Genomic DNA, 21,360 nt, shown 5'->3' on the forward strand with positions numbered 1-21,360 from the left:
CAGCCATTCGTCCGGCCAGATACCCACGTATCCCTTCCCTCTCTTCACTTGTCTAACAGCGGCGCCACCAAGGTGACTTCCAAACTCCGCTTCCCGTCAGCTACTCGCTGCGGCCCGCGTCGTCGGGAGGCGCTTTATAGGTCCCCAACACAAAACCGTCAAACACTATTTTCAGGAAAATGACTCTTTTCTCGGCACTTGCGCCCAAACCCACAGAACGACAGGGGAGGGCAGGGGAGGAGGAGGCCCGCATTCCGTCCGCATTCCACAGGCCGTCTTGCCATCCAGGCCTTCCCCCTGCCAGACTCCTGCCAACAGGAGGAACCGTCATGAAACCCATTGGCCTGATCGGCGGCATGAGCTGGCAGAGCACCGTTCTCTATTATCAACACATGAACACCATCGCCCAGCAGCGGCTGGGAGGATTGGCGTCTGCCGACCTGCTTCTGCATTCGGTCAACTTCGCCGAGATCGCCGCCTGCCAGCATGCGGGAGACTGGGACGGGGCGGCGCGCCATCTGGTCACTTCCGCACAGGGGTTGGAGCGGGCAGGGGCCAAGGCCCTTGTGCTGTGCACCAACACCATGCATCTGGTCGCTGACCAGATAGAAGCGGCCTGCGCCCTGCCGCTGATCCACATCGCCGATGCCACCGCCGGGGCCATTCAGCAGGCCGGGGCGCAACGGCCGTTGCTGCTGGCCACCCGCTTTACCATGGAACAGCCGTTCTACCGGCAGCGCCTGCGGGAGCGGCACGGGATCGAGACCCTGATCCCGGAGGAGGGCGACCGCGCCACCGTCCACCGGGTGATTTATGAAGAGCTGTGCAACGGGGTGATCCGCCCGGAGTCAAAACAGGCCTATCTGGACGTGATCGAACGCGGACAGCAGGCCGGAGCAGACGGCCTTATTATGGGGTGCACTGAGATCACCCTGCTGATCGGACAGGGGGATTTCAGCATTCCGGTGTTTGACACCACCCGGATCCATGCCGAAGCCGCAATGGCCTATTCTCTTGGAGAGACGGAGGAGGGGAGGGCCTGAGGCCCTCACCCAGCCGCCTGAAGGGCTCCGATAAACACATCGGGGTCAACATTGCCCCCGGAGGCCACCAGCCCGACCCGCTGCCCGGCAAACAGCCCCGGATTGGCCAGAACTGCCGCCAGAGACGCCGCCCCGGCCGGTTCCAGCACCAACTTCAGGGTCCGGAACGCAACACTCATGGCATAACGCACCTGATCTTCCGACACCGCCAGCGGCGTAACCCCGTGACGCAGCAGCACGTCCAGCGGCTGCACCCCGGCGGACGGACCATTGATCCCATCCATGATACTCTGCGGGGCAGGGCGGATGGTCTGCGCCACACCCGCCGCCAGCGACGCCGCCATCTTCTGATACCCCGCCTGCTCGACGATATGGCAGGCCGTCTGCGGCGACAACGCCTTCACCGCTTCCGTCACCCCGGAGGCCAACCCGCCGCCACTGGTGTTCAGCAGCACGGCATCGAAGGTTTCGCCCAGATCCTGCACCTGCCGACACATTTCCAGCCCGATGGTGCCCTGACCGGCCATCACCCGCAGGTCATCAAACGGGGCAATGAACACCGCGCCGGTGGCCTCCATGCGGGTCTGCATCACCTCCGCCCGGTTCTGGGTGGCCGGGTCATACAGAATGACCTCCGCCCCCCACCAGCGGCAGTTGTCCACCTTCACCGCCGGGGCGACGGCGGGCATGATGATGGTGGCGGAACAGCCCATCTGCCGGGCTGCCGCCGCCACCGCCTGACCATGGTTTCCGGCGGAATAGGTGATGACGCCCCGGCCCCGCTCCTCCGCCGTCAGCGACAGCATGGTGTTCAGGGCCCCCCGGTATTTGAACGATCCGGTCCGCTGGAGAGATTCCGCCTTCAGGAACACCCGGCACCCGGCCAGGGCATCCAGCTGCGGCGACGTCAACAGCGGGGTCCGCACCACCGCATCCTGAATCCGCGTGGCGGCGGCCTGAATCTGGTCAACCGAGAACCCTGTCATCCGGTGTGCTCCTGACTGTGGCTTTCAACCCTGCGTATCAAGCCCCAGAAGGCAGCAGCAGGCAAGGAAAAGCCCCGGCGGCCGGAGCGTACGGACTGGCAGGGCAGGGGGGATCAGGGAAACCGGCCGCCAGCCTCTGCCGTGGCCTGCGCCCCTGCTGGCGCGGGCGCAAAATGAACGACCCGCTGCGGATAAGGGATGCCGATTCCGGCCGCGTCAAAGGCCTGCCGGATCATAAAGCGCAGATCACTGGCAATCTGTGCGCCATCTGAGGTCTGACTGTAATCAATCCAGTACTGCAAGGTGAAGAGCAGGGCGTCCGACCCGAAGTCCTCGAACAGAACCCGTGGGGGCGGGGTCTGCAAAACCTGACCATGGCGGGTGCAGATCTGAAGCAGCAGATCGCGGACCGTCTCCGGCGGTGCAGCGTAGTCTACCCCCACCCGGACCGAGCGGCGGACCGCCGAGCTGGAATAGGTCCAGTTCGTCACGTTGTTTTCGATAAAGGTCGAATTGGGGACCAGGATTTCGATCCCCTCGTTGGTGCGGACGGTGGAGGACCGCACCCCGATATCGGTAACCCAGCCACTGACGGAGCCGACCTCAATCCGGTCCCCCACCCGCAGCGGCCGTTCCACCAGCAGCATCAGGCCGCTGACCAGATTTTTCAGCAGAACCTGCGTCCCGAAGCCCAGACCGATGGCCAGCGCACCGCCCAGAAACGCAAAGACGGTCAGGGGGATATTGACCATGTAGAGAACCGCGATGAACAGCAGCCCCAGAAACATGAAATGCAGCCAGCGCGTCATCATGCTGGCATGACCGTCCCCGGCATTCAGCCGGTCAACCGCAAAGCGCCCCAGCCGCCGCGAAACCCAGGAGCTGATGAAGTAGCCCGCCGCCAGAAACAGCAGGGCGCCCCCCGTCTTGCCAACGGTGACACTGCGCGTGGCGATCACGGTACGGCCATCCACCGTCAGGGTATCTTCGGCACTGAAGATTTCGAACTGCCAGACATCCTGCACGACCCGCCAGAGGTCCGACGCCGCCTCGCGGGCCACCATCCCGACCGTCCGGTCCGCCCCCCGGGCCTGTAAGTCCTGACGCCAGAGGGAGAGGGTCCGCAGCAGGGTTCCCACCGCCTGCTGCGCCGTGCGCAGGATCTCCACCTGCCGCTGCTGTAAGGCCTGTGCGGTATCATCGGCCCCGGTGGCATGGCCGATCACCGGACGGTCACTGCGGTTAAGGGTCCGTTCTATTTCGTTCTCAAGATAGAGGCCCCACGCCTGAAGGCGGTGAGAAAGAATCTCCATCTCAGACAGGGCCTCACGCAGCTTGTCATGATCCCCCGAATTGAGCAGCAGCCAGCGCATCTGCCAGCCGGTCCGTTCCCAGGCCAGAACATCCAGCACGCGGTGAGTAACCTCGGCCGCCAGATCATCGGTATCCGCCTGCAACCGGCGCAAATCCTCCGCCCGTTCCAGCGCCGCCAGCGAAACGGTCCCGTCTCCGGCAACGCCGCCGTCCGGGTGCGCTTCCCTGAACTGGGCAACCGCCTGCTGCGCCGCTGTCAACTCCTGCCGGGACCGCAGACTTGCGGCACGGGCCGCGTCCACTTTCTGCTCCAGATCCGTCCGCCGGTGCTCAAGGTCAGCCAGCACCGTTTCCAGATCGGCACGGGGGAAATGAGTGGTCTGCCGCGCCACCGCCACCTGCTTGTCCAGCAAGGTCACCAGACTGCGCTGCTCGTCAGCTTCCGCCGCCGTCACCGCCCGCAGGGCGCGGGCCTCCTCCAGACTGGCCGCCGCAGCCCGCAGCCGCAGCCCGGCCAGCTCACTCCGCCACCGCTGCCGGTTGCGCTGTTCTTCCGTTCCGGCCTCGGCAGCCCGTTCCTCACTCTGGCGCCGGGCGACCTCCGCCTCTCTGTACTGCTCCTCTCCATCACGTTCCTGATCCTTCAGCAGCAGGACCCGGGCCTCGGCCCCCTGCACCTTGACGGTTGCCGCATCCAGCGCCGAGCGCAGCTGATCGACCAACAGAATGGAATAGGGCGGGGGAGACGGAAACCTGCTCCATTCGCGGGTCCGGACCTCCTGCATGGCGACCCGCTGGCGCAGCTCCGGCAGGCGTTCCGTCGCTTCAATGGTATGTTGAAGACTGGCAACAAGCTCCCCCATCAGGTGGTTCCGCTCCAGAACCTCCTCACGGCTGGCCCCAACCGGCAGATCCACTGTTGCCGCCGCCCGCCGGAAGGCCGCCTGCGCCGCCTCCAGAGCCCGCTTCAGACCGGCGCCGTCATCTGCGGACTGTGGAGCGGAGGCTGCCGTCCCCGCCGGACCGCCCGCCGGACCGGCAAGGGGAAGGACCGGACTCTGGGCCCCGGCCGGACCGGTCATGGCCGTCACCAGCAGGCCGAGAATGCCCAGCCTCAGGATCCCCACCTTAAAGGCGGTCAGGAGGGACATGACTTTCTCCTTTTCTCGGATCCGCAGAGGCAAGACCACGGCGCATAAGCGGCTGCGAAGAATAGCATAAGGAACCGGAACCGCCACAACACCAGCCGGGCAGGGACCGGCGCGCCGGGATGGGAGGCAAGGCTGTGTTCAGAAACGGGAAGGCAGGCCTGCCACAGCCCTTACCGCCGCTCCGGGGTCCCGGAGCGGCGGAGGAAAGCCGCATTAAGATATACAATAAGGATACTTGAGATATTGAATGTATATCTCTTATCAATCCGCGCCTGATCCCGGGATTCCCACTGACAGACCGAATTGTCGCATAATTTTTGTTATGAATACCGTTGGGAAGCCCCCGGTGTCGGCTGAATGCATCCCACAAGCTTGTCCCGAAGCCATTGCTGGGCCGGATCAGCCTGCAACCGCTCGTGCCATGTCAAAACCTTTGTAAAGCCCGGGACCGGAACCGGCGGCGGTACCATCACGCAATCCTTCACCCCGGTCGCCAGCCTGCCCGGGACCATGGCCACCAGATCAGAACGCCGTACAAGGTCAATCAACACAAGAAAGCTGGGAACGACAGCAACCACCCGGCGGCTGAGCCCAAGGCCTTCAAGCGCCACATCCGTCACCCCACGGAACTTTGATCCGTCGTGCGACATCAAGGCATGATCCAAGGCGCAGAACCGCTCAACCGTCAATGGGGTGTCTGCCACCGGATGGCCTTTGCGCATAAGGCAGACATAGTGTTCGTGAAACAACACACGCTGCCGCATCGTTTCAGCCGCCAGATCGGGCGTAATCAATGCCATATCGAGATGGCCACACTCCATCTGAGAACCAAGGCCGGAAGGATCGACCGGGCGGACGGCAATGCGGATCCCCGGGGCCTCCTGACGCAGCAGCAGCATCAACGGCAGCAGCACCGCTGTCTGTGCATAGTCGGTCGCCGCGACCGTCACCGTCATGGCGGCCTGTGCCGGAACAAACGCCTCGGGTGTCAGCAGAGACTGAATATCCCGCAGCGCCTGCCGCAAAGGCACACCAAGGGCTTCTGCCCTTGGTGTCGGAACAACACCCCGCTGGGACCGGATGAACAGAGGGTCTCCGAACACATCGCGCAGACGGACCAAAAGCCCGCTGACCGCAGGCTGTGTCAGTCCCAGCCGTTCAGCCGCACGGGTAACGGAACGGGTTTCCAGCAATGCATCCAGCGCCTTCAGCAGATTGAGGTCAAGGCTCTTAATATCATTCATTCTGATATCAAAAATTAAATATCCAGATTTGTCTTATAACAAAGATCCCCGCATGGTGCCAGCACCCCCTTCCTGCAAAGCGGCACATCCACAGGAGATCCGCATGAGTGACATCCTCTGGCCTGCGGGCTATGTCCCCGGCTTTACCGACAACTATTGTTCCAACGAAGTGATTATTGCCACTCTGACCACGGAAGACATCTGGCCCTTCCTGAACACCCCTGCCCGCTGGCCCGGCTATTACCGGAATTGTGCCGATATCCGTTTTTATGACGCTGCGGGACCGGATCTCGCGCTGGGGACCCGCTTCTTTTTCAGCACCTTCGGCTTTCCGGTTGAAGCCCGGGTCGTGGAGCATGTGGCACCGGTTAAAGGGCAACCCGCACGCATCGCCTGGCATGGCTGGTCGGGAGAAGACGGAGCCGCTGACCGGCTGGACGTTCACCACGCCTGGCTGATTGAGGACCTTTCGGAAAACCGTGTCCGCATTCTGACCCAGGAAACGCAGAATGGTGCCCCCGCCCGGCAACTGGCCCGGACCATTCCCAACCCGATGATTAACGGCCATCAGGAATGGCTTGACGGGTTGGTCGCCGCCGCCCGCACCGCAAAACAGTGAACGATGTGAGCGGCGGTCCGTTTCCGGCGGGCCGCCCTTCATCAAGCCTTTGATATTTAATGAAAATCAATACGCCAACTTACAGATAGTCCGTCAGCGACAGTTTGAACATGGTGCCAATGGCACTGTAGGAAGCCTGAAGCGTGCTTTCATACTGCGACAGCTCCACCGTCACTTCGGCGGTATCCACCGCCGTCAGGCCGGTCACGCGGTCCTGCAGCAAAGACAGCATGTCGCTCTGGGCAGTCTGGGCATTTTCCAGCCGTTTGGACTGTACCGACAGCCGCCCCTGATCGGCCAGCAGCCCTTCCAGCGCTTCCGTCGCCAGATCATAGGCTTCGGTGATGGCATCGGTATCCATCGGGCTGGTGGTCAGGTTCGCCAGCAGGTTGGCTGCCCGCAGCGCTTTCTCAAACCCGGTTCCGCCGGCGCTGACCCCATACTGAATGGTCTGGTCTGCCGAGACCCGGACCGACGCCAGCGTCGAATCCCCCTGAAAATAGGCGGTGTCTGCGGTTGATGGCACCGTCGGCACCGACAGGGCCGTGGTATCCACCGGTGCCGTATCGGTGCGGCTGCCGCTGAACAGATAGCGCCCGTCCATCTGTAAGTTCATCTGCTGGGCCAGATCGTCCAGCACCCCTGCCCCGATGCCGTTGTAATCGACCGAGGCCGAGGCATCGCTGCGGGCGGCGCTGAGGGTCGACCGCAGCGAGGACAGCTGATCAATCATCGACCCCAGCGCGCTGTACATCGCCTGAGAGCGGTCCACCGCCACCTGCGTGTTGCCGGACCATGCCTGCGTGCGGGTCATCACCGATTCCAGCGACAGCACGGTCCCCGCCGTCGCCCCCAACCCGCCATAGGTGGTCGTGACCAACCCGGAGGCTGAGGCCACCTGCTTTTCCGCCATCCGCGCCTGAAGGGCCATGGCTGAGCGCAGCATAATATCACTGAGACCGGCGGAGGAAACGCGCTGGATCATGGTGTCGGGTCCTTCCTGTACTGATCTGCCCGTGGGCCGACATCTGGCCTTACTTCACCGCCTGCAACAGGGTCTGGAACATCTCGTTCACCGCCGAGATGATCTGGGCCGAAGCGGAATAGGCGTTCTCCAGATCGGTGATGCGGGCGCTTTCCTCGTCCACATTCACCCCGTATTTCGAGGAAAACCGGTCGGTCAGGGTGGTCAGGGTGGTTTCCGCGGCGGTCTGGTCGGCTTTTGCCTGTGTCAGGCTGGTTCCGACCTGCGCCACCAGATCCGCCGCCGCCGCGCTGATTTTCGCCGATGCCAGCGCATCCGCCATCGCCTGCGCCGGGGAGCCGGATCCGGCGGTCAGCGCCACATCCCCGGCGGCCAGTGTCGCCGCCGTGCTGACGGTTCCGGTCGCCAGACGGGAGGGCGTGCTGAGGATATCCGCCCGCACCGCGATATCCGTTGCCCCGCTGCCGGTCAGCAGATCATTCAGCCCGAAAAAGGCCGAGGCCCCCTCCCCCGCCAGCGTCCCGCCGGACAGCGACACGCCATTGGCGCTGTCGGTGGTGGACAGCACCAGGGCCCCGTCGCTGTTGAGGCTGGCGGACAGACCGCCGAGGCTGTTCAGCTGGGTCAGCAGATCATCGACCGTCGCCACGGTGGACAGATCGATGTCCAGCGCTGCCACCGTCGCACTGCTGCTGTCCGACACCACCACCCGCAGGATACCGGACCCGCTGAGGCCATCGCTGCCGCTCAGGCCGGTTGTGGTGCCGGTCAGCGTTGCCGGGGCCGGAACCGCCGTATTGCCGTTGTGCAGGCTGTTCAGGGTGTCCATCAGGGTCTGGGCCTGATCGTCCAGCTCCTCCTGAATCCCCGGCAGGGTGGTGTCGCGCAAAGTGACCAGCGCCGCCAGTGACCCGGATTTCAGGCTGCCGGTGATATCCTTGCCATTCAGCATGATCCCGGAAAAGCCGCCGGGATAGGTGGTGTTGGCATCAACGCCCGAGGCCGTGTCGTAGGACAGCGGATGCACCACCGAGGTCAGCAGCGGTTCCCCGGTGCTGGTATAGATCTTGGTCGCCCCGGTGCTGTCGTTGAAGGTGGTAATGTCCAGATATCCGCCCAGCGACTGGATCAGGCCGTTGCGCTGGTCTTCCAGATCGGCGGTGGACTGCCCGGCCTGCCGGGTGCGGACCACGCTGTCATTCAGGGCCGACACCTGCGCCAGAATGTCGTTAACAGCGTTGACGGCATCCCCGATCCCGCTGTCCGCCTGCTGACGCAGCGACTGCACCGAGGCCGAGGTGGAGCGCAGGGCACTGGCGGCATCGTCAAAGGCCATCACCGCCTGCGTCTTCAGGGTGGCACTTTCCGGGGTCGTCGCCAGTTCTTCCAGCGCGGAGACCGCATCGGCCACCGCCGAAGACAGGGTCTGACCACTGCCGGTGCTGCTGAGTGAGCCCAGCGCATCCGACAGGCGGCCCAGAAAATCCGCCGTCACATCGGCCGCCCCGGAGGCCGATCCGGCGGACACGATCGAGCGCACCAGATTGGCGTCAACCCGGCTCTGGATCACTTTCAGGGTAACGCCGGTCCCCTGCCCGCTGCTGACGGTGTTGACCTGCGTCGCCGACTTGGCCGAATAGCCGTCGGTATCGCTGTTGGCAATGTTCGAGGACGCCACCGCCAGATGGGTCTGAATAGTCCGCAGCGAGCTGTTCGCCGAGGACAGGGCAAGGGACAGGGACATCGCGGTTCCCCCGGAGGGACGGGTGGGGTGGTGGCCTCAGGCGTGATAGGCGGTCTCGGGCACCGACAGGCGGGCCGCCAGCGGCACGGCCGGGGCCGGGCTATCGGTGCCCGGAGAGGTATCGGTGCGCAGCGCGGTCAGAACCGCCTCCACCCGGCGGCGGGAGGTCTGCATGGCGGTTTCCAGCCGGGCCATGTTCTCATCCGCCACCGCCCGCAGCAGCCGTACCCGGCGGATCAGCAGATCCACCGCACCCGGATCAACCTGTTGCAGATGCGGCAGAGACAGGCTGAGCGTCTCCCACAGCCGGGCATATTCCTCACTCAGGGCCTGTTTCTGATCCACGGTATGCACCAGACCGGCCGGAAACCCGGCGGCCAGTGCCTGATTTTCTTCGGTCATCACCGCAATCAGCTCGTCGATCACCACCTGAATCGGCCGCGACCGCAGCAGCCGCTGCCCGGCGGAACGCCCCACCAGCGGACGGGACTCCAGCGGGCCGGACACAGACGGGCCGGTGACCGGCGGACGGGGGGACAGGGGAGAACGCATGATCAGTCTCCTGACAGGAGGGGAAACACGGAGGAACAGGAGCTGGCAGCCAAAACGCCCTATCCCAGACGCCGGTAGGCGGTGGCCGCCCCGGTGTGCAGGGTGACGGCGTGCAGATCCGACGCCAGCGCCGACAGCTCCCCTTCCAGCTCATCCAGCAGGGTTTCCAGATCCGCCGCCGCCGCCGCTGACTGGCGTTGCAGCAGGCGGCGTTCCTCCGGCGGCAGGGTCTGCAACTGGTCAGCGACAGAGCGGGCCAGATCGGCGGCATCGGCAATCACCCGGTCGGCACGCCGTTCCAGCAGCGACAGGGCAACATCACGGTCCGGCGACAGGGTAAAGGCAGACAGTTTGGACATGGCGGTCTCCTGTTCAGGTCAGGGCAGGACAACAGGGCAGAAACAAAAGGCGGACGCGGCGGGCAGCCGGTCAGCGCATCGCTGACATCAGGACAGACCGTCAGCGCACCGCTGACATCAGGCTGTCGAACATGTCCTTGGTGCTGGTGATCACCTGTGACGCGGCGGAATAGGCCTGCTGCGCCACGATCATCCGGGTGAATTCGTCAGCGGTATCAACGGTGGAGGCTTCCAGCGCGCTGGACTTGATGGTCCCTGCCCCGTTTTCCCCCGCCTTTTGCAGGGCGTAAGTGCCGGAGGAATTGGACTCCTGATACACCCCGTCACTGAGGGCATTCAGGCCGTTGACATTGGGGAAGGTCGCCACCGCCAGCTTGTAGATCGCCAGCTGCTGGCCGTTGTCATACTTGGCGTAGACCGTGCCGTCGGTGGACACTTCCACCCCGCTGTAGGCCCCGTAGGTGATGCCGTTGCCGGAAATGCTGGTGATGGAGATGGAATCGGTGTTGGTCTTCTGGGTCAGGCGGTTGCCGCTGCCACTCTCGCCCAGATCCAGGGTGATGGTGCTGTCGGCGGCACCGGTGGTCCAGCCGGAGACCGACAGGGTCACCGGCGACGGCGTGGTGGAGCTGAGGTTACCGCTCTCATCAAAGGTGATGGTGTACGGCCCGCCGCTGCTGGTGCCGGTGGTGGATGTGCTGTCCGACGCTTTGGTGGGGTTGGACAGCTCCATCGACCACTCATTGGTATCGGTCTTGGTGAAGGTCATGGTCACGGTGTGGGCGATGCCAAGGGAATCCACCACTTCCATGGTGGCGGAATGTTCATCCAACACATCGGCACTGGCGGGCAGGCTGGCCTTGATGGTCTCGGTGGTGGTCGCCGACGACATCCCGGAAAACCGGTTGACGTTGATCGAGTCCAGCGTGGCGATGCTGTTGGTCGCCCCCTGCGAGATGTTGCCGGAGGAGTCCGCCGGCCAGCCTTGCAGGTAGTAGTTGCCCAGCGTCAGATAGCCCTCATCATTCACCGTGAACTGACCGTTGCGGGTGAAGTAGGCGGCGTTTCCGTCAACACTGTCGGTCAGCACGAACATGCCGTTCCCGTCCAGCGCCAGATCGGTATCATTGGTGGTGGAAGTCACCAGCCCCTGCGCCGATACGTTCTGGCGCACGGTGGAAAACACCCCGCCCGACGGGTAGGAGGTGCTGGAAAACTGTTGCGTCACCAGCGTTGAGAAGCGGGTGGTCACCGCCTTGTAGCCAGAGGTGCTGGAGTTGGCGAGATTGTCCGATACCATCGCCAGAGCCTGACTCTGGGCCTTCAGGGCGGACACGGCGGTGTTCATGGCTCCGGCGAGACTCATGGTCGTCTTCCTTTTCTCAGGGGCCGGGGTCAGGCCACAAGCCGGGTGACATCGGACATCGACACCTCGGTGGCGCCGATCTCGAAGACGGTGCTGCCGCCGGAGGAGTCGACCCCGGTGACGGTGCCGGTGATGGATGTGGAGGCAGAGAGGGTGCTGCCGCTGCTGTTCTTGGCGGCAACGGTCAGGGTGTAATCCCCGGCGGCGACGGCGTAGCCGTTGGCATCCTTGCCGTCCCAGCTGAAGGTGTGGCTGCCGGACGCGGTCTCCCCGCTGCCGGACCACACCACGGTGCCGTCGCTGTTGGCGATGCTGAGGGTGACGGAGGACGCCTCACTGGGCAGGCTATACTTCCACGCCCCGCCGACGCTGCCGCTGCTGTCAACCCCCAGGGTATCGCCGGACGCTTCAACCGCGTGGCCGAGGTAACCGACACCGCTGCTGAAGGAGAAGCTGTCGAGCTTGCTGATGACCGTCTCAAGCTTGTCATTGACCTGAATCTGCTGCTCGACCCCGGCATACTGCACCAGCTGCGAGGTGAAGGTCTGGGCATCCATCGGGTCCAGCGGCGACTGGTTCTTCAGCTGCGTGGTCAGCAGGCTGAGAAACATCTCGTAATTGGCGGAAATACCCGATGATGTCGAGGACGAAGACGACGCAGAAGACGTGGCCGTCATAGAAGAAATGGCTGACATTCTGACCCGCTCCGATAAAGACATTGCGACAGTCATGTGCCGCTTCTGTGGTCTGTTACGGTGCAATGCAGGTCTATCAGGCGGAAAAAATTCCGACTTCTTCTGAGAAATTCACGTCACTTATCCACAATGACATGGAGTTGAAACCGGCGTTCTTTATACGGTTCCTGCCGACGGATCAGGCGCAAAAAACAACCCTCCACGCGGAGGCCGCGGGAGGGTTGCTTCAGGGATGGCCCCGTCAACGGCGGAAGCCGCTGCCGGAACGGATCCGGGAAAGGTGTCAGTTTTTCGGCTTACCGGCACCGGAGGCCGCAAGAATACGGTCCACCAGCCCCTCGGGGGCCTTGATCCGGCTGTTCTTCAGCGTTCTGTGCAGGGCTTCGGCTTCCGCCAGAACCGCGACGGCCTCGTCAGAGTCCGTCAGCAAGGCTTCGGCAGCGCGGCGCTGATCCTCCGGCCAGACGGCAAGATCGGCACCATTGGTGTCAAGCAGCGTCACAAACGCCGCGACGGTCAGGGGGTGTTCAGTCATGGTGCCTCGAATTCTTCTTCGGCATGGTCAACCGGCCAGTTCTGACCGGGCACAAGAGAGTATCCGACCCCCTTGAAAATAGACAGCTTATTTTACCGTTCCATCAGGCGCAGACGGGGGTCGGATCCACCGTTTTTCTGGCCCCCCTGAAAATAGACAGCTTAATTTGCCGCCCCTTCAGGCCCTTCAGGCGCAGACAGGGCCGGATCCACTGTTTTTCTGGGCTCTGCCACCGCCATTCCGGCATTTTCCGCCCAGGAGTTGCGCAGGCTGCGCAGCCCGCGACTGATACGGTCATAGCAGCTCTCGGCCTCCGGGCTGCCAAGGCTGGACAGGATCGCGGTCATATTGCTGCGGTAGGTTTCCCCCAGCCGCACCGCCACCTCGCCGCCCCGGGCGACATCCAGCACCGACAGCAGTCCGCGCAGGATCTCCACCGCCCGCATCGACTCCTCCAGCTGGCGCGGATACTCCCCGCTCCGGGCCGCCACCGCCGCCCCGTGCAGGTGGCCGAGCACACGGTCATACAACATCACCACCGCCTGTAACGGCGGCACGGTCATCAGGGCGGACTGATAGACTCCCACCGCCTTGCGGGCACGGCGGGGATCGGGCATCGGCATCATGGCAGGTCTCCTTCTCCGGCGCAGCCTTACGCGCTGCTCTCGGCATTGTTGATGGCTTCCAGCAGATCCAGCACCGACTGGGCCTTGGCCAGTTTGGCCTCGATCCGGGCATACTTGTCCAACAGGTAGGACCGGTAGGTTTCGGCATTGGATTTGATGGTGGAAATCCGGTCCGTCAGATCAGTGTTGGTTTTCTGCAGGGTCGAAATGATCCCGGTCAGGGATCCGTCGTAGCTGTCCGCCACGGTATCGGTCACCTGCCACAGGGAATCTGCGATCCCCTGAGACAATTTGACGGAAATGCTCTGCGCGGTCTTACCGGTATAGACAAACACCAGCCCGTCATAGGCGGTGCCCGCCGCCCCGGTGATGGTGCTGCCCGAAACCGTGAACAGAGAGGCATTCCCGCCCACCGTCGCAGCGGTCAGCGCCCCGGAGGAATCCACCGTCACATCCAGCGTGAAACTGGCGCTGTCGGGGCCGTCACCGTGACGCAGCAGCTGCAACGAGGAGGTGGAGCTTTCCATCCGGTAGGAAAACAGGGTCTGCACCGCCTCGAAATTGTTCAGCAGCGCATCTTCCAGCGCGGTGCTGTCCAGTTCCAGCGCGTTGCTGCTGTCAAAGGACAGACCGATATCAGCCAGCGACACCCCGTTAACCTCGGTGGTCAGGATGGTCTGCATCTGCTGCGACACCGAGCGCAGGGTGGCATCACCGAACAGCACGGCACTGTCATCGGCACTGCCATCAGACCCGGTGGTCTGGTTGGTCAGCACGAACTCCCGGAAGGCATTGTAAGCCTCCACCAGTGCCGTGATCTGATCCATGATGCCGGACAGGTCGTTATCGACCTCCAGCGTCAGGCTGTTGCCCTCCTCGGCGCGGTACAGGGTAAGAGAGACACCGTCGATCACATCGTCAATGGAATTCCCTGACCGCTCAACCGTCACCCCGTCCACCACCAGCTTCGCCGGCTGGGCCGCCTGCAACACCACGGCAGCATCACCGGCACTGTCGGTGACGCCCAGCGCCGTCATCACGTCATCGCCGCTGACAGCGGTCAGGTTGATGCTTTTCCCGGTGTCGGCAGCGGTCAGGGTCAGCATGTAATCCCCGTCACTGACCTTAACCACCGACGCCTTGACCCCGGAGGCGGTGCTCTGGGCGTTGATCGCCGTCACCAGATCATCCAACGTCATGGTCGCGGTGACGGTGACCGAGGCCGATAACGACCCGGTGCCGAGAGTAAAAACCCCGGCATGACCCAGCGCCGTGGTCCGGCTGTTGACCGATCCGCTGCCCAGCCGCTCGGCCTTGGCGATCTGGAGCACCTCAATGGAATGGGTGCCAAGATCGGTGCCGTCGGCCACGGTCGCCGAAAGGATGGTGCTGGCGGTGGTGCTGGTCGAGGAGGTGACATAGGCGGTGCGGTCCCGGAACGCATCATTGGCCCGGCCGGAGGTCCCCGGTTCCGACCGCAGCGTGCCCAGCGATGTCTGCATGGTTTGCAGCAGGGTCTGCATTTCCTGATAGGCGGCGATCTTGGTCTCGTTGGCGGAGACCTTGGTGCTGAGGGTATCCGCCCGGGTCAGGCGGGCCGCCACGGCGGCCTCGACCAGACTGTCGGTATCGAAGTCATTGCGGTTCTGGGAATAACTGGTGGCGCTGGTGGTCGAGGATGTGGATGAAACGCTGGTCATGATCCCTCCGGCAGGCAGCAGACGGGGGCTGGCCCCCAAAGAACGGACGCCGGGTCCACTGAGCGGTCGGAACGGCTGGGCTCTCCGGGATGGAACGGACCACGCCACCGCTTCAGGCGGTGTTTTTTCCGTCTCCCTCCCCCGTGCATACCCCCCCCTGCGCACAAAAAGAAAGGCAGGGGCCGCCACGCCGGAGGACGCGGCAGCCCCTGCCCGTCAAGGCTCTTGGGCGTTAAACACACTCACTAAAAAGCCGTCAGATCATCAGCTCTTCAGCAGGCTGAGGAGATTCTGCGGGATCTGATTGGCCTGCGACAGGGCGGCAATCGCCGCCTGCGTCTTCACATCCGCCGACGACAGGGCCGACTTTTCTTCCGCCACGTCGGCATCCATTACCGCCGACTGAGCGGCGGAGAGGTTTTCGCTGCTGGTGGCGATGTTCTCGGCGCGGAACTCAAACCGCGACATCACCGCCCCGACATTGGCGCGGGCCTGCGAGATGGTGTCGATCGCCGCATCAATGGCAGTCAATGCCGCCTGCGCGGTGGTCTGCGTCTTCACATCCAGCGTGCCGACCGCCAGCGCGGTGGCATCAACATCGGTGATTTCGACCTTGATCACGTCGGTGCTGTCGGTACCGACCATGAAGTCGATGCCGGTACCGGTGACATAATCGCTGGTGCCGTCGAGCAGGGATTCCCCGTTATAGCGGGTGCCCTTGGCGATACCGTCGATTTCGTCGCCCAGCTGCTGGAATTCGGCATCAATATAGGCACGCTCGTCGTCGGTGACGGAGCCGGAATTCGACTGGGTCGCCAGCGCCTTCATCCGCTGGAGAATGTCGCCGATGCGGGCCATGCCGCCGTCCGCCGCCTGCAGGATGGCAATCCCCTGCGAGGCATTGGTCGCCGCCTGACTGAGGGTGGTCACATCCGACTGCACGCGGGTGCCGATCGCCAGACCGGCGGCATCGTCAGACGCCTTGGTGATGCGGGAACCGCTGGCCAGCTTCGACAGGATGCTGGACTGTTCACTGGCGTTGGAATTGAGGTACCGCAGGGCCGAATTGGCGGCGGTGTTGGTGGCAATAACGGGCATGGTCCGTCTCCTTCTGTTCCTGGACACATCTGCGACCCAGACCGGTGTCCTTCTGCCGCCCCCGCGCAGGGTTCTCCTCCGGGGGGCCATCGGACATGTCCGTCGGTGTCGTCATCAGGTGGAACGGACCAAACCGCCGCTTCAGGCGGTTTTTTTAACGCCACGGTTTTTCAGGCGTCGGCAAGGGCCAGACGCATATCACGCTCCGACCGGCGCAGACGTTCGCGCAGGGTCTGGCGGCCGCGTTTTAACAGACTTTCCACGGCTTTGACCGTGGTCCCGAGAACAGCGGCAATCTCGGCGTTGGCCATTTCTTCGAAATAGGCCAGCGTCAGCGCCGCCCGCTGCTGTTCCGGCAGCAGGCTGATGGCGTGGCCCAACCGGTCAAACACCTGACGGCGGTGCAGGGTCTGCTCCGCCGACCGGGCATCATCCTCCGGCTCCGGCACATCATCCAGACAGGCCCCCACCGGGCGCCGGCGCAGATCAATGCAGCGGTTGACCACCACCCGGTACAGCCAGGTGGAGAACCGGGCCCGGCCCTCCTGCCAGTCGTGCCGGTGGACCCATGCCTTGATCAGCGCATCCTGCGCCACATCTTCGGCATCGGCCCGGTTGCCCAGCATGCGCAGGGCCAGCGCGAAGGCGCGGTCCACGTGCCGTTCCACCAGCACCCGGTACGCCGCCGCGTCGTCCGCTTTCATCCGGGCGAGCAGAACATCATCATCACAGTCGTCCGGAGGGTCCGCCGGAACGGGGTACGCTATGGTCTGTGTCATGGTCATGGCAGAGTCCTGTCGCAATCAGGGTCTGTCGCAAGTCTTCCGGTCCGCCGGCGCCACCGCGCCCGGCTGCCGAAACACTCTCCCCGAAAGGCTTACACGCCGGGCCGGAAAAATTCCGTCGATAAAAAGTGCGGATTTTCCAACAGGATACCCGGCAAATTTTGCCCATCTTCCGCTTTCTGCGCGCAGGAAGCCGCAATCTGCCCCGTTTAAGCATCATGCCCGTCCCCCTGCCCGGTCCTTCCCCCCGCGGACAGACGCTGATACGAGACCTACGATGCAAGACCTTGATTCCCTTCTCAGAGTCCATGCTTCCGGCCCAGACACTTCCCAGCCGGACACCCGCCAACCGGGCTCCCGCCGGGGCCGGGCCCGGCAGACACTGGCGTGGGGGGCCCTGACCGCCGGAGTGCTGATGTGTATCACCGCCGTCATCGCCACCGATGCCGCCACCGGATCCGCCGCCGCCCCGCCGCCGTTTGAGACCGCCAGCGTCCACACCGGCCCCCTGACCGTCCGCATCACCGCCACCGGCACCCTTCAGCCGACCACCTCGGTCGATGTCGGCAGCGAGCTGTCCGGCGTGGTTGCCGCCGTTCTGGTGCAGGAGAACGACACCGTCCAGCCCGGACAGGTTCTGGCCCGGCTGGATACCGCCAAACTGGAAGACGCCGTCCTGCGGTCGCGCGCCGCCGTCACCGTCGCCGAGGCCAGCGTCACCGAGGCCCGCGCCACCATCACCGAAGCCCGCGCCACACTGGGCCGCCTGCAACAGCTTTTCGCCGCCACCCACGGCCAGACCCCGTCCCGCGGCGAACTGGACACCGCCGAGGCCACCCTGCAACGGGCCGTCGCCGCCGAAGCCAGTGCCCGGGCGCAGGTCATACAGGCGCAGGCCTCGCTGAAGACCGATGAAACCAACCTGAGGAAGGCCGAGATCCGCGCCCCGATGTCCGGCGTGATCCTCAGCCGCGCGGTGGAACCGGGGATGACACTGGTCACCGCCATGTCAACCCCGGTGCTGTTTGAAATGGCCGAAGACCTGACCCGGATGGATCTGGAGGTGAATGTGGACGAAGCCGACATTGCCGCCCTGCGCCCCGGTCAGCCCGCCACCTTCACCGTCGCCGCCTGGCCGGGCCGGAGCTTTGCCGCCACCGTGCGGCGGGTCAGTCTGGGGTCCAGCACCACCGACACCGTTGTGACCTACAAAACGGTGCTGACCGTCGCCAACGACGATCTGGCCCTGCGCCCCGGCATGACCGCCACCGCCACCATCACCACCGCCGCCCGCGACGCCGCCGTGCTGGTCCCTAATGCCGCCCTGCGGTTCTCCCCCGCCAGCGGGGCAAAGGCCGGGGCCGAGCCCCCCCGGCGCGGTGGCCTGCTTGCCAGCCTGCTGCCCCGCCCGCCGGAAGCCGCCCGCCGCCCCCGGCAGACGGAAACCACCCCATCCCCGGCCGCAGGCGGGGCGGCGGGCGGATCAACCGTCTGGGTGCTGACCGACGGCCAGCCGGTGCCGGTCCGGGTCTCCACCGGCCTGACCGACGGCCGGATGACCGAAATCACCGGCGGGGGTCTCAGCGCCGGAACCGACGTCATCACCGGGCAGGCAGCCCCGGCATCATGACCGCCGCCGCCCCGCTGATCCGCCTGTCGGCCCTGACCCGTGTCTATGGCCGGGGCGACACTGCCGTCGCCGCCCTGCGCGGCATCGACCTGTCGCTGTGCCAAGGGGATTTTCTGGCCATCATGGGGGCCAGCGGATCGGGAAAATCGACCCTGATGAACATTCTCGGCTGCCTTGATACCCCCAGCGGCGGAGAATACCGCTTCGGCGCAATCGCGGTGGAAACCCTGAACCAGACCCAGCGCGCCCTGCTGCGCCGCCACCGGCTGGGGTTCGTATTTCAGGGCTTCAACCTGCTGGCCCGCACCTCGGCGCAGGAGAATGTGGAACTGCCGCTGCTCTACCGGGGCCTGCCTGCGGCCCGGCGGCGGGAGGCGGCACTGGCGGCGCTGGATCTGGTCGGCCTGTCCGACCGGGCCGGACACACCCCGGCGGAACTGTCCGGCGGCCAGCAGCAGCGGGTGGCGATTGCCCGCGCCATTGTCACCGATCCCGCCGTGCTGCTGGCCGATGAGCCGACCGGCAACCTCGATACCGCCCGCAGCCATGCCATCATGGATCTGCTGACCCGCCTCAACCGGGAACGCGGACTGACCGTCATCATGGTCACCCATGAAGAGGATATGGCCGCCTACGCCGGGCGGACCCTGCATCTGCGCGATGGCCTGATTGACCGCGACAGTGGCCGCGACAACGCCCGCCCCCTGCTGACAGAGACCGCCCCATGCTGCTGAACGCCCTCCATCTTGCCCTGCGGGAGATCCGCCGCAACCTGCTGCGGTCCCTGCTGACGGTGTTGGGAATCGTCATCGGGGTTGCCGCCGTCATCACGCTGGTGACGCTGGGCAACGGTGCCACGGTGATGGTCAAACAGCAGATTTCGGCGCTGGGCAGCAATCTGGTGGTGATGCGCCCCGGCCAGCGGCTGGGGCCGGGCCATGATGAGGCCGGAGCCCCCCCGTTCCGGCGCGAGGATGCCGACGCCATCGCCGCCGAAATCCGGGGCATTGCCGCCGTTGCACCGGTGGTCAGCGCCACCGTCACGCTGGTGGCCGGGGCGGCGAACTGGTCCTCCTCCGTCACCGGCTCCACCAATGCCTATTTTCCGGCCGGAAACTGGAGGCTGGCACAGGGCCGCCTGTTCAGCGACGACGAGGAGCAGGCCGGGAAAGCCGTCTGCATCATCGGCGAGACCGTCCGCGCCAAACTGTTCGCCGGGGAGCCGCCGCTGGGCAGCAGCCTGCGGGTCAAAAGCTTCGGCTGCGAGGTGATCGGCGTGCTGGCCGCCAAGGGACAGGGGGCGATGGGCATGGATCAGGATGATACCGTCATCCTGCCGCTGGTCACCGCCCAGCGCCGCCTGACCAACAGCCGGGCGGTGGGAACGGTGATGATCTCCCTGCGCGACGGGGTTTCCGCCGCCACCGCCATCACCGACATCACCACCCTGATGCGCGAACGGCGGAAGCTGACCGAGGCGCAGGAAAACAATTTCTCGCTGATGGATACCCGCCAGATTGCCGAGACCCTGTCCGGCACCATCGGCACCATGACCACCCTGCTCGGGGCGGTGGCGGCGGTCAGCCTGCTGGTCGGCGGGATTGGCATTATGAACATCATGCTGGTCTCCGTCACCGAACGGACCCGGGAAATCGGCATCCGGCTGGCGATCGGTGCCACCGGGCGCGAGGTGCTGACCCAGTTCCTGACCGAAGCCGTCGTTCTGTCCGCCTGCGGCGGGCTGGCGGGCATGGCGCTGGCCCTGCTGGCCTGCCTCGGTCTGGCCGGGGCGCTGAGCATGCCGTTCCTGTTCAACCCCGGCATCAATGGCCTCGCCTTCGGGGTCTCCGCCGTGGTCGGGGTGATCTTCGGGTATATGCCCGCCCGCCGGGCCGCCGCGCTGGACCCGATCGACGCGCTACGGCGGGAATAGGAAGGGGTTTCTTTTCCACCCCCTCAGACACCGGACGCGGGCATCTGCCCGCATGACGGCTCTTGACCGTTGCGACGCTTGCCCCTTCCTACCCCCTGCGGCATCCTATCCGTCACAGAATCTCCCCGCCGGGGCTGCCATGTCTGCCAGAGCCATCCATCCCCTGCCCGTTTCCGGCCCCGCCCGCCTGCGGCAGGGGATACAGGCCGTTGCCGCCGATACCGCCTTCCGGTTTGGCCGCCACAGCCATGATCAGTTCGGGTTCGGTCTGATCCGGCGCGGCGCCCAGACCTCCGCCAGCGGACGCGGCACCGTGGAGGCCGGGGCCGGGGATCTGATCACCGTCAACCCCGGCGAGGTCCACGACGGCAGCCCGCTGGAGGAAACCGGGCGGGCCTGGCAGATGCTATACCTTGATCCGCAGACGGTGGCCGGTCTGCTGGCTGAAACCGGTGGCCCCGACCGGCAGCGGGAGTTTCATCACCCGGTGATCCGCGATACCCGGCTGGTCCGTCCGTTTCTGTCCACCTTCGGTGCCCTGACCGCCGCCCCTGACCCCGATGGCAGCGATCTCGGCACTCTGGCAGTGGAGGAACGGCTGATCCCACTGCTGACTGCCCTGCTGGTCCCCGGATCCGACCGGCGCGGCACCCCGGCGGGAATTGCCGCGGCCCGCAGCCGGATCGACGATGACCCCGCCGCCCCGCTGACACTGGAGACCCTTGCCACCGAGGCCGGACTCAGCCGGTTTCACCTGATCCGCGCCTTCCGCCGCCATACCGGCCTGACCCCGCATGCCTATGTGGTCCAGCGACGGATCCAGCAGGCCCGGCGGATGATCCTGCGCGGGGCGGCACTGGCCGACACCGCCGCCGCCTGCGGCTTTGCCGACCAGAGCCACATGACCCGGCAGTTTGTGCGGATGTATGGGCTGCCGCCCGGAGCACTGGCCCAACTGGCGGACTGACCGCACTTTTGTTCAAGACCCCTGCCCC

The 21,360-nt window shown here is 64.9% G+C and carries 20 protein-coding genes; 6 read left to right on the top strand and 14 right to left on the bottom strand.

Annotation, left to right across the window (positions count from 1 at the left end; all coding sequences use genetic code 11):
- Positions 1 to 329: 329 nt before the first annotated feature.
- Positions 330 to 1,043, top strand: a complete 714-nt coding sequence (locus FHS48_RS17640; RefSeq protein WP_184265478.1) for an aspartate/glutamate racemase family protein — start codon at positions 330 to 332, stop codon at positions 1,041 to 1,043.
- A 5-nt stretch (positions 1,044 to 1,048) separates the two neighbouring features.
- On the opposite strand, the gene FHS48_RS17645 is transcribed toward FHS48_RS17640, so the two are convergent.
- The 3 genes from FHS48_RS17645 to FHS48_RS17655 all read right to left on the bottom strand — a co-directional run bounded on the left by FHS48_RS17645 (position 1,049) and on the right by FHS48_RS17655 (position 5,738).
- A complete protein-coding gene (locus FHS48_RS17645) occupies positions 1,049 to 2,029 on the bottom strand; it encodes a threonine ammonia-lyase (RefSeq protein WP_184265481.1) in 981 nt (326 codons plus the stop codon).
- A gap of 113 nt (positions 2,030 to 2,142) precedes the next feature.
- A complete protein-coding gene (locus tag FHS48_RS17650; RefSeq protein WP_184265484.1) occupies positions 2,143 to 4,494 on the bottom strand; it encodes a mechanosensitive ion channel domain-containing protein in 2,352 nt (783 codons plus the stop codon).
- Between the two features lie 320 nt (positions 4,495 to 4,814).
- On the bottom strand, positions 4,815 to 5,738 hold the full coding sequence (locus FHS48_RS17655; protein WP_184265487.1) for a LysR family transcriptional regulator: 924 nt from the start codon (positions 5,736 to 5,738) through the stop codon (positions 4,815 to 4,817).
- A 103-nt stretch (positions 5,739 to 5,841) separates the two neighbouring features.
- On the opposite strand from FHS48_RS17655, the gene FHS48_RS17660 reads away from it, so the two are divergent.
- Positions 5,842 to 6,357 (top strand): SRPBCC family protein, encoded by a 516-nt coding sequence (locus FHS48_RS17660; RefSeq protein WP_184265490.1) that lies wholly within the window; start codon positions 5,842 to 5,844, stop codon positions 6,355 to 6,357.
- 79 nt (positions 6,358 to 6,436) lie between these two features.
- On the opposite strand, the gene FHS48_RS17665 is transcribed toward FHS48_RS17660, so the two are convergent.
- From FHS48_RS17665 to FHS48_RS17715, 11 genes are all read right to left on the bottom strand, one after another.
- Positions 6,437 to 7,342, bottom strand: coding sequence for a flagellin (locus tag FHS48_RS17665; protein ID WP_184265493.1), 906 nt, complete (start codon positions 7,340 to 7,342; stop codon positions 6,437 to 6,439).
- Between the two features lie 49 nt (positions 7,343 to 7,391).
- The gene (gene flgK / locus FHS48_RS17670; protein WP_184265496.1) at positions 7,392 to 9,086 is read right to left on the bottom strand and encodes a flagellar hook-associated protein FlgK; all 1,695 of its coding nucleotides are present in this window, start codon (positions 9,084 to 9,086) and stop codon (positions 7,392 to 7,394) included.
- 36 nt (positions 9,087 to 9,122) lie between these two features.
- On the bottom strand, positions 9,123 to 9,638 hold the full coding sequence (locus tag FHS48_RS17675) for a hypothetical protein (RefSeq protein WP_184265498.1): 516 nt from the start codon (positions 9,636 to 9,638) through the stop codon (positions 9,123 to 9,125).
- Positions 9,639 to 9,697: 59 nt separating this feature from the next.
- A complete protein-coding gene (locus tag FHS48_RS17680; RefSeq protein ID WP_184265501.1) occupies positions 9,698 to 9,997 on the bottom strand; it encodes a hypothetical protein in 300 nt (99 codons plus the stop codon).
- Positions 9,998 to 10,097: 100 nt separating this feature from the next.
- A complete protein-coding gene (gene flgE, locus FHS48_RS17685) occupies positions 10,098 to 11,363 on the bottom strand; it encodes a flagellar hook protein FlgE (RefSeq protein ID WP_184265504.1) in 1,266 nt (421 codons plus the stop codon).
- Positions 11,364 to 11,392: 29 nt separating this feature from the next.
- Positions 11,393 to 12,058 carry a flagellar hook assembly protein FlgD gene (locus FHS48_RS17690; RefSeq protein ID WP_260402568.1) on the bottom strand — a complete coding sequence of 222 codons (666 nt, stop codon included), beginning with the start codon at positions 12,056 to 12,058 and terminating at the stop codon, positions 11,393 to 11,395.
- Between the two features lie 283 nt (positions 12,059 to 12,341).
- Complete coding sequence (locus FHS48_RS17695) at positions 12,342 to 12,593, bottom strand: single stranded DNA-binding domain-containing protein (protein WP_184265506.1); 252 nt, start codon at positions 12,591 to 12,593, stop codon at positions 12,342 to 12,344.
- Between the two features lie 161 nt (positions 12,594 to 12,754).
- Positions 12,755 to 13,219 carry a flagellar export chaperone FliS gene (locus FHS48_RS17700; RefSeq protein WP_184265509.1) on the bottom strand — a complete coding sequence of 155 codons (465 nt, stop codon included), beginning with the start codon at positions 13,217 to 13,219 and terminating at the stop codon, positions 12,755 to 12,757.
- 26 nt (positions 13,220 to 13,245) lie between these two features.
- Positions 13,246 to 14,919, bottom strand: a complete 1,674-nt coding sequence (gene fliD, locus FHS48_RS17705; protein WP_221443581.1) for a flagellar filament capping protein FliD — start codon at positions 14,917 to 14,919, stop codon at positions 13,246 to 13,248.
- Between the two features lie 264 nt (positions 14,920 to 15,183).
- Positions 15,184 to 16,017 (bottom strand): flagellin, encoded by an 834-nt coding sequence (locus tag FHS48_RS17710; RefSeq protein ID WP_184265512.1) that lies wholly within the window; start codon positions 16,015 to 16,017, stop codon positions 15,184 to 15,186.
- A gap of 170 nt (positions 16,018 to 16,187) precedes the next feature.
- Positions 16,188 to 16,802, bottom strand: coding sequence for a sigma-70 family RNA polymerase sigma factor (locus tag FHS48_RS17715; protein WP_260402569.1), 615 nt, complete (start codon positions 16,800 to 16,802; stop codon positions 16,188 to 16,190).
- Positions 16,803 to 17,217: 415 nt separating this feature from the next.
- Between FHS48_RS17715 and FHS48_RS17720 the strand changes: the two genes are divergently transcribed.
- The 4 genes from FHS48_RS17720 (at position 17,218) to FHS48_RS17735 (ending at position 21,332) form a co-directional block, all read left to right on the top strand.
- A complete protein-coding gene (locus FHS48_RS17720) occupies positions 17,218 to 18,432 on the top strand; it encodes an efflux RND transporter periplasmic adaptor subunit (RefSeq protein WP_260402570.1) in 1,215 nt (404 codons plus the stop codon).
- Positions 18,429 to 19,166, top strand: a complete 738-nt coding sequence (locus FHS48_RS17725; RefSeq protein WP_184265516.1) for an ABC transporter ATP-binding protein — start codon at positions 18,429 to 18,431, stop codon at positions 19,164 to 19,166. Before FHS48_RS17720 ends, FHS48_RS17725 begins: the two co-directional genes overlap by 4 nt.
- On the top strand, positions 19,157 to 20,365 hold the full coding sequence (locus FHS48_RS17730; RefSeq protein ID WP_184265518.1) for an ABC transporter permease: 1,209 nt from the start codon (positions 19,157 to 19,159) through the stop codon (positions 20,363 to 20,365). Before FHS48_RS17725 ends, FHS48_RS17730 begins: the two co-directional genes overlap by 10 nt.
- A 139-nt stretch (positions 20,366 to 20,504) precedes the next feature.
- The gene (locus tag FHS48_RS17735) at positions 20,505 to 21,332 is read left to right on the top strand and encodes an AraC family transcriptional regulator (protein WP_184265520.1); all 828 of its coding nucleotides are present in this window, start codon (positions 20,505 to 20,507) and stop codon (positions 21,330 to 21,332) included.
- Positions 21,333 to 21,360 lie beyond the last annotated feature (28 nt).

It is taken from the genome of Novispirillum itersonii, assembly GCF_014205675.1.
GTDB lineage: Bacteria > Pseudomonadota > Alphaproteobacteria > Rhodospirillales > Rhodospirillaceae > Novispirillum > Novispirillum itersonii_A.